This is a genomic window from Arthrobacter sp. Sr24 (assembly GCF_054511175.1).
The window spans coordinates 1-13895 of record NZ_JBTNDB010000010.1 but is presented as its reverse complement, the minus strand read 5'-3'; the positions used below and the strand labels follow the sequence as shown (position 1 = coordinate 13895).

At 60.5% G+C, this 13895-nt stretch carries 11 protein-coding genes; 9 read left to right on the top strand and 2 right to left on the bottom strand.

Annotated features, from left to right (window positions below; all coding sequences use genetic code 11):
• Positions 1-139: 139 nt before the first annotated feature.
• On the bottom strand, positions 140-1147 hold the full coding sequence (locus tag ACX80D_RS08700) for a LacI family DNA-binding transcriptional regulator (RefSeq protein WP_459322263.1): 1008 nt from the start codon (positions 1145-1147) through the stop codon (positions 140-142).
• A gap of 118 nt (positions 1148-1265) precedes the next feature.
• On the opposite strand from ACX80D_RS08700, the gene ACX80D_RS08695 reads away from it, so the two are divergent.
• From ACX80D_RS08695 to ACX80D_RS08680, 4 genes are read left to right on the top strand one after another with little or no spacing between them, the layout of a single operon-like run.
• Positions 1266-1625: an L-rhamnose mutarotase gene (locus tag ACX80D_RS08695; protein ID WP_459322331.1), complete on the top strand. Its 360-nt coding sequence runs from the start codon at positions 1266-1268 to the stop codon at positions 1623-1625.
• Positions 1622-2788 carry an L-rhamnose isomerase gene (rhaI, locus tag ACX80D_RS08690; protein ID WP_459322262.1) on the top strand — a complete coding sequence of 389 codons (1167 nt, stop codon included), beginning with the start codon at positions 1622-1624 and terminating at the stop codon, positions 2786-2788. Before ACX80D_RS08695 ends, rhaI begins: the two co-directional genes overlap by 4 nt.
• Positions 2789-2790: 2 nt before the next feature.
• Positions 2791-4872 carry a bifunctional aldolase/short-chain dehydrogenase gene (locus ACX80D_RS08685; RefSeq protein ID WP_459322261.1) on the top strand — a complete coding sequence of 694 codons (2082 nt, stop codon included), beginning with the start codon at positions 2791-2793 and terminating at the stop codon, positions 4870-4872.
• Positions 4869-6392, top strand: a complete 1524-nt coding sequence (locus ACX80D_RS08680; RefSeq protein WP_459322260.1) for a rhamnulokinase — start codon at positions 4869-4871, stop codon at positions 6390-6392. The genes ACX80D_RS08685 and ACX80D_RS08680 overlap by 4 nt, the downstream gene beginning before the upstream one ends.
• 32 nt (positions 6393-6424) lie before the next feature.
• Here ACX80D_RS08680 and ACX80D_RS08675 read toward each other — a convergent pair whose 3' ends face one another.
• Positions 6425-8851: a beta-galactosidase gene (locus tag ACX80D_RS08675; RefSeq protein WP_459322259.1), complete on the bottom strand. Its 2427-nt coding sequence runs from the start codon at positions 8849-8851 to the stop codon at positions 6425-6427.
• A 435-nt stretch (positions 8852-9286) separates the two neighbouring features.
• On the opposite strand from ACX80D_RS08675, the gene ACX80D_RS08670 reads away from it, so the two are divergent.
• The 5 genes from ACX80D_RS08670 (at position 9287) to ACX80D_RS08650 (ending at position 13726) form a co-directional block, all read left to right on the top strand.
• Entirely contained in the window at positions 9287-10546 is a 1260-nt protein-coding gene (locus ACX80D_RS08670; RefSeq protein ID WP_459322258.1) for an NAD(P)/FAD-dependent oxidoreductase, read from the top strand.
• A 252-nt stretch (positions 10547-10798) separates the two neighbouring features.
• Positions 10799-11809, top strand: coding sequence for an acetylxylan esterase (locus tag ACX80D_RS08665; RefSeq protein ID WP_459322257.1), 1011 nt, complete (start codon positions 10799-10801; stop codon positions 11807-11809).
• Positions 11810-12010: 201 nt separating this feature from the next.
• Positions 12011-13147, top strand: coding sequence for a 3-deoxy-7-phosphoheptulonate synthase (locus ACX80D_RS08660; RefSeq protein ID WP_459322256.1), 1137 nt, complete (start codon positions 12011-12013; stop codon positions 13145-13147).
• A 129-nt stretch (positions 13148-13276) separates the two neighbouring features.
• Entirely contained in the window at positions 13277-13513 is a 237-nt protein-coding gene (locus tag ACX80D_RS08655) for a helix-turn-helix domain-containing protein (RefSeq protein ID WP_459322330.1), read from the top strand.
• 114 nt (positions 13514-13627) lie between these two features.
• Positions 13628-13726 carry a 30S ribosomal protein bS22 gene (locus ACX80D_RS08650; protein WP_074712200.1) on the top strand — a complete coding sequence of 33 codons (99 nt, stop codon included), beginning with the start codon at positions 13628-13630 and terminating at the stop codon, positions 13724-13726.
• Positions 13727-13895 lie beyond the last annotated feature (169 nt).

The following is a 13895-nucleotide window of genomic DNA, read 5'->3' as shown; positions in this document are numbered from 1 at the left end:
ACCATGTGAGGCCTGCCGGGGCCATGAAGGTGGGGCGAAAGACCTGCGAGCGGAGCAGGCGCGGCGGGCGCAACGCGCGTAATGGACTCGATAGTCTCGATAGTCTCGATGGACTCGTGAAGAAAGTGGCTGTGAGTGGCTACCCGAGGGTGCTGGCCCGCACTATCAATTCAGGCTTGAAGACCACGGCGCGGGGTTGTGCCTTGGGGTTTTCGACTTGCTCGGTGAGGAGCTCAATGGCTGTGCGCCCGATCAAGGCAGTGGGCTGCTGAATGGAGGTCAGCGGAACCACGGCTGAGGCGGCAAAATCAGTATCGTCATAACCAACTAGCGCAACGTCTTGGGGAATCCGCAAGGTGCGCAGCATGGTCAGTGACTGCATGACCCCTAGGGCGAGCAAATCGTTGGCGCAAAATAATCCATCGGGCAGTTCGCTAGGCTCGCGTTCTGCGAGGGAGTCTCCTACTTCGCGTCCGGCCAGAACCGTCAGGTCACTGGCTTGCAGAACTTCAAGTGTGGCGCTGGCTACCTCGGCAACGGCGCGTCTGGCGCCTGCGAGGCGGTCCGTGACCTGGTGGAATTGCTGCGGTCCGGCTACGAACGCGAGTTTTCGGCGGCCGATGTTCAGTAAATGTTGGGTAGCCATGTAACCGCCGGAAATATCGTCGGTAGAGACGGAACTGAATTCGCCGGTGCTTGAGGTGCTGTCCACCAGCACCACCTTTGTTCCGCGCTCCGAGAGGGCGGTCAGGCGCTTGGAATTCTCCTCGACAGGGGAAATGAGCAGCCCTTGGACGCGCTGCTCCTCAAAGAGCTCAATGTAGTGCCCTTCGCGTTGACTGTCGTGGCCACTATTGCCAAGAACCACAGCGTTGCCGCCCTGCGCGGCCGAGTCTTCCGCGGCGCGGGATACCGATGAGAAGAAGGGGTTACCAATGTCCAAGACGATGAGTCCAATGGTGCGGCTGTGGCCAGCCCGCAACTGGCGGGCCACGTCATTACGGACAAAACCAAGTTCGGAAATTGAATCCAGCACACGGTCGCGGGTCTTCTGGGCTACGCGGCCAGGGTAGTTCAGGACATTAGAAACGGTGCCCACGGCAACACCGGCATGGCTTGCAACATCCTTGATGCTTGCTGACCGCATGTAGTACTCCAGATTCGAGGTTCAGGCCGCAGTTTCCTGCAGGACCATGGTTGACATCACTTTGCATGCAAGTGTACTTTGAATCGTAACAATGAATCGTTTCAAGAGTGGGAGTGCCGTGAAAGTCTGCTTTCGGTCCAAAGTCGATCCCAAGAACCTGATCGAGTACAAAAAACGGCACGCGGCGGTGTGGCCAGAAATGCTCCGGGAACTCAAGGCTGCTGGCTGGAATGACTACACGCTGCACCTAGGTGCGGACGGGCTCCTGATTGGCTTCGTGGACTGCGATGACCTTGATGCGGCACGCGCCCGGATGGCCCTGACCCAAGTCAATGCCCGGTGGCAGGCCGAAATGGCAAGTCTCTTCCCGGCGTCGGACACCAACCCCGATGAAGGGTTCATTGTGCTGGAAGAAGTTTTTAATCTTGAACAACAGCTGGCAACGGCTGGCAACGATGTAGAAGGAATCAACAAATGACGGATATGGCAACGGCGCTGAACCGCCTAGATGATCTAGCTATTGAGGTGCCCTCGTGGGCGTATGGCAACTCCGGTACCCGCTTCAAAGTGTTTGGTACCCCGGGTACGCCCCGCACCATTGAAGAGAAGATCGCCGACGCCGCTCAAGTCAATAGGCTCACCGGCTTGGCCCCGCTGGTTGCCCTCCACATCCCGTGGGACAAGGTGGAAGATTATGACGCCCTCAACGCCTACGCCACGGAGCAGGGCGTTGGTCTGGGAACCGTGAACTCAAACACCTTCCAAGATGATATTTACAAGTTCGGCTCGTTGACTCACGTGGACGCGGCGGTTCGTCGCCAAGCCATTGATCACCACTTTGAGTGCATTGATGTCATGGACGCCACCGGCTCCCGTGACTTGAAGATCTGGCTCGCCGACGGCACCAACTACCCGGGACAGGGCGATATGCGCGGCCGTCAGGATCGCCTCGCGGAGTCGTTGCAGGAAATCTATGCGCGCCTCGGCGATAACCAGCGCATGGTGCTTGAATACAAGTTCTTTGAGCCGGCTTTTTACCATATGGATGTCCCGGACTGGGGTACTTCCTACGCTCAGACATTGGCTTTGGGCGAGAAGGCGCTGGTTTGCCTCGACACCGGCCACCACGCCCCCGGCACCAACATTGAGTTCATCGTGGCTCAGTTGCTACGCCTGGGCAAGCTTGGCTCCTTCGATTTCAACTCGCGCTTCTACGCCGACGATGACCTGATTGTTGGCGCCGCCGATCCGTACCAGCTCTTCCGCATCATGTATGAAGTAATCCGTGGCGATGGTTTGGGCGCAGACTCCGGCGTGGCTCTCATGCTGGATCAGTGCCACAACCTGGAGGAGAAGATCCCCGGCCAGATCCGCTCCGTGCTCAACGTGCAGGAAATGACGGCCCGTGCATTGCTGGTGGACCGCGTTGCCCTGACCGAAGCGCAGAACGCCGGAGATGTTCTGGGAGCGAATGAGATCTTCTCTGACGCTTTCTACACCGATGTTCGCCCAACACTGGCATCATGGCGTGAATCCCGCGGCCTGCCCGCAAATCCGCTGGCCGAATTTGCTGCCAGCGGTTACCAGAAGAAGATCAACGAAGAGCGCGTGGGCGGAACCCAGGCCGGTTGGGGAGCATGAAAATGACTGAAGCAACGAGCACGACGGCGGCCCCCGCCACTGCACAGACCGGCGCCGACACGGTGGCACAGCTGATTTCACGATCGAATCGTTTGGGCGCGGATAAGCGCAATACCAATTACGCCGGTGGCAACACCTCTGCCAAGGGCACCGCTGTTGATCCTGTGACGGGTGAGGACGTGGAGCTTCTCTGGGTCAAGGGATCCGGCGGAGACTTGGGTACGTTGAAGGAATCCGGTTTGGCGGTGCTGCGCCTGGACCGTTTGAGAGCCATGGTTAACACGTACCCGGGTGTTGAGCGTGAAGATGAGATGGTGGCAGCTTTCGATTACTGCTTGCATGGCAAGGGCGGTGCTGCGCCCTCGATTGATACGGCCATGCACGGCCTCGTCGATGCCGCTCATGTGGATCATTTGCACCCGGATTCTGGTATCGCGATTGCCACTGCCGCTGATGGTGAAGCACTCACGGCCACGATTTTTGGTGCCAAGGTGGCGTGGGTGCCGTGGCGTCGTCCTGGTTTCCAGCTGGGTCTGGATATTGCTGCGATCAAGGCCGGAAACCCGGAAGCTGTTGGCGTGATCTTGGGCGGTCACGGCATTACGGCGTGGGGCGCCACGAGTGAAGAGGCCGAGGCTAACTCGCTGTGGATGATTGAAACAGCAGAGAACTTCATTGCCGCGAACGGCCACAAGGACCCCTTCGGCGCGGACCTGCCCGGCTACGGTGCGTTGCCCGAGGCTGAGCGTCTGGCCAAGGCTGCTGCACTGGCACCAACTATCCGTGGGTTGGCCTCGATGGATAAGGCCGCTGTGGGTCACTTCAATGATGACGCCGCAGTTCTGGACTTCCTGGCATCCGCCGAGCACCCGCGCTTGGGAGCACTAGGGACCAGCTGCCCGGATCACTTCCTGCGGACCAAGGTCAAGCCGCTCATCCTGGATCTGCCAGCAGATGCTTCCGTGGAAGATTCCATTGCACGCCTGAAGGAACTTCACGCCGAGTACCGCACCGATTACGCGGCCTACTATGACCGCAATTCTGTTTCGGATTCACCGGCCATGCGTGGCGCTGACCCGGCCATTGTGCTGGTGCCCGGTGTTGGCATGTTCTCCTACGGTGCCAATAAGCAGACCGCACGCGTGGCGGGCGAGTTCTACCTCAACGCCATCAACGTCATGCGCGGCGCTGAGGCGCTCTCGACTTATGCGCCGATTGATGAGGCGGAGAAGTTCCGCATCGAGTACTGGGCGTTGGAAGAAGCCAAACTGGCTCGGATGCCCAAGCCGAAGTCGCATGCGACCCGTATTGCTTTGGTGACCGGTGCCGCCTCAGGCATTGGTAAGGCCATTGCCACGCGTCTCGCGGCGGAGGGTGCCTGCGTTGTTATTGCAGATTTGAACCTGGAAGCAGCTCAGGCCGTTGCGCTGGAATTGGGTGGCCCGGCTGTGGCCATCGGTATCCGTGCCGATGTCACGGATGAGGCTGCTGTGCAGGGCGCTGTTGACGCCGCCGTGCTGGCTTTTGGTGGGCTGGATCTGGTGGTCAATAACGCCGGTTTGTCTATCTCCAAGCCGTTGTTGGAAACCTCCGAGAAGGATTGGGATCTCCAGCACAACGTCATGGCCAAGGGTTCCTTCTTGGTTTCCAAGGCTGCGGCGAAGGTCCTGATCGCACAGGACATGGGTGGAGACATCATTTACATCTCCTCCAAGAACTCGGTGTTCGCGGGCCCTAACAACATCGCCTACTCAGCGACCAAGGCTGATCAGGCTCACCAGGTGCGCCTGCTCGCCGCTGAACTCGGTGAATACGGGATCCGTGTCAACGGTATTAACCCCGACGGCGTGGTCCGAGGCTCCGGTATCTTCGCCGGCGGTTGGGGTGCCAAGCGCGCCGCGGTTTACGGTGTGGACGAGGAAAACCTGGGTGAATACTACGCTCAGCGGACTCTGCTCAAGCGTGAAGTCCTGCCAGAAAACGTGGCCAACGCCGCCGCCGTACTCACCAGTGCAGAACTCTCCCACACCACCGGACTCCACATCCCCGTGGACGCCGGCGTAGCCGCAGCCTTCCTGCGATGAGTGGTGTTGGGGAAGCGGTGCCTGAGCTTGCCTCGGAAGCTACATCGTCTGCGTTGTTCGCCGCCGTCGACATTGGTGCATCCTCCGGACGCGTCATTGTTGGTGAAGTTGGCGCCGGAGCTGCGCAGCTGCATGTGGTGCACCGCTTTCCCAACGGCGTTATTGAACGTGACGGCAGCCTGCACTGGAACTTTGACGGGCTCTTCGCCGAGGTCCTCACGGGCCTGCGCAAAGCCGCGGATTTTGCTGCCGCAGCAAATGGAGTCATCGAGAGTATCGGCATCGATACCTGGGCTGTGGATTATGGCCTGCTCGATGCTGCGGGTGATCTCACCGGCCAGCCTTTCAGCTACCGCGACGGGCGGGGCGCAACCCAGGTAGCTGGCGTTCACGAACGGATCTCCACGGAGCAGCTCTATGCCACCACAGGGCTGCAACATCTGCCGTTCAACACGCTTTACCAAGTGGCGGCGGAGCCGGATCTGGCCGGCCAGCAAGCTTTGCTGATCCCGGATCTCTTGGCCTACAAACTAAGTGGTGCGCGCCGGACCGAGTCCACCAACGCCTCTACCACGGGTCTCTTTGACGCGGTGGCGGGGGAGTGGGCCACGGAATTTATGGCAGCCCTGGACTTGCCGGCGGAGTTGTTCCCGCCGCTGATCGAGCCCGGTGAAACCATCGGTACTTTGCGCCCTGAAATTGCCGCTCAGACCTCTCTTCCGGTCACTACAAAGGTGGTGGCGGTTGGTTCGCACGACACCGCCTCTGCCGTAGCTGCCGTTCCTGCCACTGGCCCCAACTTTGCCTACATCTCCTCCGGCACATGGTCGCTGGTGGGGGTTGAGCTTGCTAATCCTGTCCTGAGTGAGGCGAGCCGGCTGGCGAACTTCACCAATGAACGCGGCGTGGATGGCACCATTCGCTACCTGCGCAACGTAGGTGGGCTCTGGCTGCTGAGCGAGTCAATGCGGACCTGGGAGCAGGAAGCGTACGACGCCGGGACTCCGGCTTCCAGCGCCTCCTCCGCCACGCTGTCCTTGCCTAAGCTGTTGGACTTGCCTGAGTTGTTGGCTGCCGCTGCGGCTGAGCCTGCTGGCGGGCCGCGAATTGACGTGGATTCGGCGGACTTCATCGCCCCCGGAAACATGCCACAGCGCATCCGTGCCGCGGTGCACGCAAGGGGAGGGGCGCTGGGCGTCGAGCCAGCCGCCGTCGTGCGGTGCATTTTGGACAGCCTGGCTGCCGCCTATGCAGAAACTCTGATGCAGGCCCAAGAGCTGTCTGGAAAGAGCGTCGATGTGATCCACATTGTGGGCGGTGGCTCGCAAAATGAATTGCTCTGTCAGCTCACAGCCAACGCAACGTCGCTGCCGGTGGTGGCCGGACCGGTAGAGGCCACTGCTCTAGGCAACGTGCTCGCTCAGGCGCGGGCCGCCGGTGCTGCCCCGAGTTCACTCACCGATTTGCGCGCGATTATTGCCGCGAGCCAGCCTGGAATCCAGTACCTGCCACAGCACTAATAGTGCCCAAGTGCTGCGGCAGGAGGTTGCCTTCAGCCTGCCGAGAGTTGAATTTTTTGGCGGTGCAGAATGCGCGCGGTGTGGATCTCGAGTGTGGTGGTCCGGGGGCGGATGGACTCCTCGACGTAGATGGCGGCCTCGGGGTTGAAGGGGAAAGCCTGGATGCTCAGACCGTGGCGCAGTAGGTCTTCACGGTGAGCGCTCAGGTCAATGTCCCACGGCAAGCCGTTCCAATAGTTGTCGGAGATGAGCTGGCCGTTGACGTATGCGCGTGCGCAATCGCCCGTCCAGTCGATACGGAGCAGATTGTCGGGGCCGGTGGCCAGCTCTTCGGGCGTGAACTTGATGTGGAAGTGTGCAGCGTTAATGTAGTCCGTGTCCACAGGTGCCGATGCCCTCTGGTGGAGGCCACCAGCGCGGATGGGCGCGGGTCCGGCAGCTGCTTTTTCCAGCCGCACGTCCAGAGCCGTTTCGAGTGGAGCCGCTGGGACGGTCACTGAGAACGTGCTGAAGGGGCCCCGATTCGGTGCCCGGTCAATTCTCGCCGTCAGCAGTGGAGCTTCTGCGGTCACCCGCAGCTGTTCGAGGGGCGGGAAGAAACCCACCACCTGTTCAGGGGCGGCATCGAGCAGAAGTTCTCGATCGGAGACCACCAAGGAATCGGCCAGGACGATTCTCTCTCTACCCGCAAATTCCACCTTCCAGAGGCGCAATGCGGCTGCTTCATCCACGAGCAGCACGCTGACGCCGTCGGTGAGCTGCAGCAGCACATGAGCTGACCCCAGCGGAACGTGCGGTCGGAGCGTGCGGTGCGGGCCGCCGTCGTCCGCGGGAAGCTGCACCACAAACTCAGCGGCAATGCCGGAGGTGCGGGAGAAGACGTGGCAGATCCCGGCTTCGGTTGGCAGGCTCGTGATGAGCTGTGCTGTGGCGCTCAGGAGGGTAACGCCGCCGCCCAAGGGCAGGTTGAACGGCCAGATGAAGTGCGCCCCGGCCGGGAGGTTCATGGGCTGGCTGGGCACCACGAGGTGTTCGTCATTGGCTAGCGTGAGGCTGAACTGCACCCCGTCATGAGCGGGGAGTGCGTCGGTTGACGGCTGGTAATTGTTGACGAAAATGAAACCGCTGTGCCCGTCGCTGCGCACGGCCCACCGGACGGTGTGAGTGTCATCGAGCCCTTCTGGGACACTGGCGGGCAGGGTCATCGGCATGGTGGCCAGTTGCTCGCCAGCCTCGGCGAGAAACAAATGCTGCGCGCGTAGCCGGTGATAGGACTCGCGGACCTGAGTGTACTCACCCAGCGGCGCCTGAAAGTCGTAGCTCATGACGGGCAGATCGTTGGGATAACCGGTGGCTTGAGACTCCTGCAAGGTGGAATCCTGCCCCATGCCCTGAGTGGCGCCGTGGTACATGAAATAGCCCTGCCACGTGGAGCCGCTGCCAATCTTCGACAGGGCAAGCGCCGCGACGTCCTGAGCGGGGATGATGGGGCGGCGGTGATAGGCCGAGGGCATGCCGCCGCCGAGCTCGCACGTGGCGTACGGATACAGGGCATCGTCGCTGTCCTCATCGCTGGCCGCGGTGGAGCGCAGGTCCGCGCCAATGGAGTGGTCATCGCGGATGTTGCTGAAAAAGTAGTGCTTGCGGCTGCCACGAGCCCAACCGGGATGCGCATCCTCCCAAAATGCTTCGGGGTAGCCGCCGTAAAGCGGGAGTACCTCGCCGGCAGGAAGCTGGTCGCCGCCCCACGCCGTTGCCGTCCATAGCGGGGGAGTCATGCCGAGGCTGGTGGCCATTTGTTTGAGCGTGAGGATGTGTTCGGGCTGGTCGTAGAGCTCGTTCTCCAACTGGATGGCGACGATGGGGCCGCCGTTCTCGCCGGTGTCTTTGTCTCCGCTGTTCCTGTCGGTGCTGTTTCCGTGTCCGCTATACAAGCCCCTGAGCTGATGCGCAATCTCGGCAAAAAATGGCTTGACGTGCATCAGATATTCGGGATCGTTGCTGCGGTGCTCGATGGGTAATTCCTGGAGCCAATCCGGGAATCCGCCGTTGCGGGCTTCGCCGTGGACCCACGGTCCAATGCGAACCACAGCGTCTAGGTCCAACTCCTCGCACAGTTCCACGAAAGCGCGGAGATTGCGGTTACCTGACCAGTGGAATTGGCCACGGCGTTCTTCATGGTGATGCCAGAAGACATAGGTGGAGACCACCGTGATGCCGCCTTGCTTCATACGTTCCAGCCCAGATTTCCAGTGTGCTCGATCCTGCCGGCCGTAGTGATATTCGCCCATGATGGGGAACCACGCTTTGCCGTACTTGACCAGGTGCTGACTGTTGGTGTGGATGCCACCGGCTAGTGCGACGTCCTGTTTTTTGCCGCCCGGGTTCGGGCTGCCAGTTCCCATCCGGAGATGGCCCGCCAGGGGAGGTTCGGGTGGCTGAAGCGAAACATGGAGCATGAAGGTTCCTTGCATGATGTTGGGCGGCAGGGGGAAGAGTTAATAGCGGGGAGGGTGCGGTGTTGGCTGCGCGAACTACTGAGATAGCTAAGTCAGCAACAGTCGTCGCCGAGCGCGAACGGGCCGTCAAAAATATATTGTATCGATTCATTCTTGCTAATTCTTCATTATGCCCCATTGACCGTCCGGCAGGCGGGAAGCTGCCATGACTGAGAAAATGAGCGTCCCATTGCTGGCATTTGAGGTCTCCCGCTCCCGCAAGAATGGCCCTCAGGAAGGGGTTGGTATCTTTCGCCTCGGTGGCAACAGGGTTGAGGTTAAAGCCTTGCCGTAGGGGTGGTCCGGGGCCGTTATCCACGGCTCAGAGAAACACGGCTACGCTGGGAATAGTGTCGGCGCAAAAAGGGGCCGACCAACGCGCGAGGAGAGTGAATCGTGGTCAGTGCAAAGGCGCCTGAGCATGTAGTGGTTGTTGGTGCGGGAATCATTGGGCTATCTACTGCCTGGTATTTACAGGAGCGGGGAGTCAAGGTCACCGTCGTGGACCGTGAGGGCGTGGCCTCGGGCTCCTCATGGGGGAACGCGGGATGGCTTACGCCAGCACTGACGTTGCCCCTGAGTGAACCCTCCGTGCTCACTTACGGACTCAAAGCCATGCTGAATCCGGCGTCGCCGCTGTATATTCCCTTCTCCACCGACCCGTCGCTCTTAAAATTCCTGCTCGGGTTTGCCCGTAACTGCACGCCGGGAAAGTGGCGCGCAGCCATGGCAGTCTTCGCTGAGCTAGGCCGTTCCGGGATAGACGCCTTTGCCGAAATAGCGGCCGGCAGTCACGGTGTTGCCGAGCCAACCCACGAGGCAACTCCCTTCCTGACAGGCTTTGCCTCGATGAAAGACCGCGACGCTTTGGTGAAGGAATTCCATGTGATCCGCGAAACCGGTGGCACGGTGGACTTCAACCTCATCTCCGGCGAGCAAATCCGCGAGCTGGAGCCCACCCTAGGTGCCGGTGTGGTGGCTGGGATTGAAATCAGCAACCAGCGCTTCATTGACCCGCCCACTTTCATGCACTCACTCGCCGATTCGGTGATTGCCCGCGGCGCCACCTTGGTTAAGTCCTTCAATGTCATGGACGTCCGTGACACCGGAACAGGCGTCGAAGTAATCGGCTCGGAAGGCCGCTCCCTGACGGCCGACGCCGTCGTCCTCGCCACGGGTGCCTGGCTGGGATCGCTAGCGAGCAAATTTGGTGTCAAGCGAGTGGTTCAGGCCGGTCGCGGTTACAGCTTCACGGTGATCCCCGAATCCATGCCCAGCCACCCCATCTACTTTCCCGCCCAACGAGTGGCCTGCACCCCGCTGGGCGATAGGTTCCGGGTGGCCGGAATGATGGAGTTCAGAGATCCCGATGCGCCCCTGGATCCGAGGCGCATCAAGGCCATCGTAGAGGCGGCCTCACCCATGTTCACCGGGATTAACTGGGAGGATCGCGCCGAGGAATGGGTGGGATCCCGGCCCTGCACCACCGACGGTTTCCCGCTGGTGGGAGCCACGCGATCTCCGCGCGTCCACGTCGCTGGCGGTCATGGCATGTGGGGGATCGCGCTGGGTCCGCTTACAGGCAAGATGGTCGCTGCGGAGCTGACTGGCGGCACACGGCCAGCGACCATGCGGCACTTCAACCCGCTTCGGTAAACAGCTGCGTTAGCTGCCCACTGGCGGCTAGTAGTGGCCGCCAGTGCTGCTAACGCAGCTTGTCCAGGGCTGCCCCACCGGCAGCCCTGGCAGCCCTGGCGGCCCAGCCCTGCCAGCAACCCCGCTCAATTCGTTAACCGAATTCAGAAAGTTGGCACAAGGGCGCCCATTTTCGGCAAGTAGGACATAGGATGTCTTCGGAAAGTACTGTCCGGCGCTGACGCCGGAAATCGACCGAAGCGGAGTATCTCCATGCCACTGTTCGACCTGCCCTTGGAGCAACTGGAACGCCACGAATCCACTGCCACCGCGCCGGAAGACTTTGACTCTTTCTGGGATGACACCATTGCGCAGGCCCGCAGCTTTGAGCTGGCCGCCAGCTTTGAGCCGGTGGAGAACTTGCTGCCGCTCATCGATAGTTTTGACGCTCGTTTCGCAGGATTCGGCGGGGACGAGATCAAGGGTTGGTTGCACCTTCCGGCGAACCGCACCCCCGGTGAAAAGCTGCCCGTGGTGGTCCAGTACATCGGCTATTCCGGTGGACGCGGGCTAGTCCAGCAGGACACAGCCTGGGCGCAGGCCGGCTACGCGCATTTCATCATGGACACGCGCGGCCAAGGCTACGGCGGAATACTGGGGGACACCCCGGACCCGCACCCGTCCGCCGGGGGAGTGGCCCATCCGGGCCTCATGACCCGAGGCATTGGCAGCCGTGAGGACTACTACTATCGCCGCGCCTACGTTGACTCCTTCCGTGCCATTGAAGCGGCACAATCTCACGCCGAAATCGATGAAAACAAGGTCATAGTTACCGGCATCAGCCAAGGCGGTGGGCTCGCGATCGCGGCAGCAGGCCTCGCCGCTGGCAGGCTCGACGGTGTCATTGCCACCATGCCCGATGTCCCCTTTCTGCAGGACTTCTCGCGCTCGATTGACCTCGCTGTCCGCGGCCCGTACCCAGAAATTGCCGCCTTTCACAAGCGTCACCGCACCTCCTACGAGAGCAGCTTAGAGGTGCTGAATTATTACGACGGCGTGCACCTCGCCCGCCGCTGCACCGCCCCCGCGCTGTATTCCTGCGCAGGTCTGGATGATGTCTGCCCGCCATCGACCGTCTATGGCTCTTACAACGCCTACGGCCGCCACGCTGCGCTGCAACCGGCTAAAAACATGGAGTACTACCGTTTCAATAATCACGAAGGTGGCCAGGAACATCACTGGGTCCGCCAGCTTCATTACGTGGCCGATTTGCTGGCCGCATAAACATCGGCATATGGTGTGGACATGACAAACCGTTGGTATGCGTATTTTTCGTTGGCTCTGGAGGGGCCCGCGTCTAACTGACACGCATCCCATCACCTTCAGAGCCAACAGGACAGAGAATCTTTTCTCTGTCCTTCGCCATTTCCAGGCGGGTTTCTGAAAAGGGGCTCGCTGCCAGCTTCGTAAAAGGAAACTCTCCCCATGAGCATCACCGCAGCCACCGAAACCCCCGCAACAAGCGCAACAGCTACAACAGCAAATCTGCGCGTCAGCCAGTTCACCGAACTGCCGTCACCTGCCCAGCTGGCAGAAAAGCTGCCGCTGGACGCTCACACCTCTAACGTCGTCGAACGTGGCCGTGATCAGGTCCGGGCCATCATGGACGGCCTCGATGACAGGCTTCTGGTGGTGGTGGGCCCCTGCTCCATCCATGACACCAAGGCAGGGCTGGAATACGCCGCCCTTCTGGCCGAAACCGCCAAAGCCCACGAGGAAGACCTCCTCATTGTCATGCGCGCCTACTTCGAAAAGCCGCGCACCACGGTGGGCTGGAAGGGTCTCATTAACGATCCTGCACTCGATGGCAGCCACGATGTCGCGACCGGTCTGGAAATGGCGCGCGAATTCCTGCTGAACGTGGCCGCATTGGGTCTGCCCACGGGCACCGAATTCCTTGAACCGATCAGCCCGCAGTACACGGCAGATTTGATTTCCTGGGGCGCCATTGGGGCCAGGACCACCGAAAGCCAGATTCACCGCCAGCTCAGCTCCGGATTGTCCATGCCCATCGGTTTCAAGAATGGCACTGACGGTGACCTGCAAGTTGCTCTGGATGCGTGCAATGCGGCCAGCGCTGCGCAGTCTTTCCTCGGTATTGACGGCAACGGCCGTGCCTCCCTGGTCAGCACGGCTGGCAACCAGGATACTCATGTGATTTTGCGCGGTGGCCGCAAGGGTCCCAACTACAAGGCGGCCGATGTGGCTGTGGCCTCGGAGAAAGCCGCTGGCGCAGGCGTCAACCCGCGTCTGATCGTGGATGCCAGTCACGCCAACTCGGGAAAGAGCCACCACCGCCAAGCAGAAGTGGCCCTTGAAATTGGTGCCCAGCTGGAATCTGGCGACGATTCCGCACACACCATTGCCGGCGTCATGCTCGAAAGTTTCCTGGTGGGCGGTGCCCAGAACCTGAAGGTGGAAGCTGTTGCTGCGGGCACTGCCGAGCTGGTGTACGGCCAAAGCGTCACGGATGCGTGCATGGATTGGGACGTCACAGCAGACGTCCTATCCAAGCTGGCCGACGCTTCACGCGCCCGCCGCACGGGTGCAGCGACGGCCTAAGCTTTGGCTTCATACGGCGGTGAAGACTTCCCCGAAGCCGCCTTCTGCCCCTAGAGTTAGCGCTACGGGCAGAAGGCGCACAAGCCGCCAGGAGCCGTCATTTTAGGGAAAGTGAATACCGAGGCAACCATGACGCAGGAGCAGAATTTCTCCGATGTTCACTTCTTGACAGTGCAAGAAGTGGCCGAACTCATGCGTGTTTCGAAGATGACCATCTACCGTAGGGTGCATGCTGGCGAGCTGCCCGCAGTGCGCTTCGGAAGGTCATATCGGGTCCCAGTGAACGCCGACGAAAGTTATTTGCGCCAGGCAGTGGTGGATGGCACAGGTCCGCATACTAACCCCGGTTCGGCGCATACAGGGTAAAGGCGGTACCCTAGGAAAGATCCATTTTCGGCTTTGACCGATTCCTGAGATCGGTCGACCTAATCGTTTACGGCCTCATTCGAGGTTGTTCTATGCAGTTTGTGAGGAACTTTCATGGGTTCAGTAGTTAAGAAGCGCCGCAAGCGGATGTCCAAGAAGAAGCACCGCAAGCAGCTTCGCAAGACGCGTCACCAGCGTCGTAACAAGAAGTAAATCTTCTTTCTTTACAAAAAAGCACCCGTTCACCTTTGGTGGATGGGTGCTTTTTTCAGTACGCCCAGCATGGGCATTTGCTTGGAGGTGAAAGTCCTCTGGTCGAGAAGGTGGTTTAAGACCTAGTCAATGGCAACTGCGTCACCGTGAGGTGGGGTGGGAAGGAAGC

What these genes read in the sequence shown, in the direction of transcription:
- ACX80D_RS08650 (WP_074712200.1), top strand. Translation starts at nt 13,628, where the DNA reads ATGGGTTCAGTAGTTAAGAAGCGCCGCAAGCGGATGTCCAAGAAGAAG.
- ACX80D_RS08665 (WP_459322257.1), top strand. Translation starts at nt 10,799, where the DNA reads ATGCCACTGTTCGACCTGCCCTTGGAGCAACTGGAACGCCACGAATCC.
- ACX80D_RS08660 (WP_459322256.1), top strand. Translation starts at nt 12,011, where the DNA reads ATGAGCATCACCGCAGCCACCGAAACCCCCGCAACAAGCGCAACAGCT.
- rhaI (WP_459322262.1), top strand. Translation starts at nt 1,622, where the DNA reads ATGACGGATATGGCAACGGCGCTGAACCGCCTAGATGATCTAGCTATT.
- ACX80D_RS08675 (WP_459322259.1), bottom strand. Translation starts at nt 8,851, where the DNA reads ATGCTCCATGTTTCGCTTCAGCCACCCGAACCTCCCCTGGCGGGCCAT.
- ACX80D_RS08700 (WP_459322263.1), bottom strand. Translation starts at nt 1,147, where the DNA reads ATGCGGTCAGCAAGCATCAAGGATGTTGCAAGCCATGCCGGTGTTGCC.
- ACX80D_RS08655 (WP_459322330.1), top strand. Translation starts at nt 13,277, where the DNA reads ATGACGCAGGAGCAGAATTTCTCCGATGTTCACTTCTTGACAGTGCAA.
- ACX80D_RS08685 (WP_459322261.1), top strand. Translation starts at nt 2,791, where the DNA reads ATGACTGAAGCAACGAGCACGACGGCGGCCCCCGCCACTGCACAGACC.
- ACX80D_RS08680 (WP_459322260.1), top strand. Translation starts at nt 4,869, where the DNA reads ATGAGTGGTGTTGGGGAAGCGGTGCCTGAGCTTGCCTCGGAAGCTACA.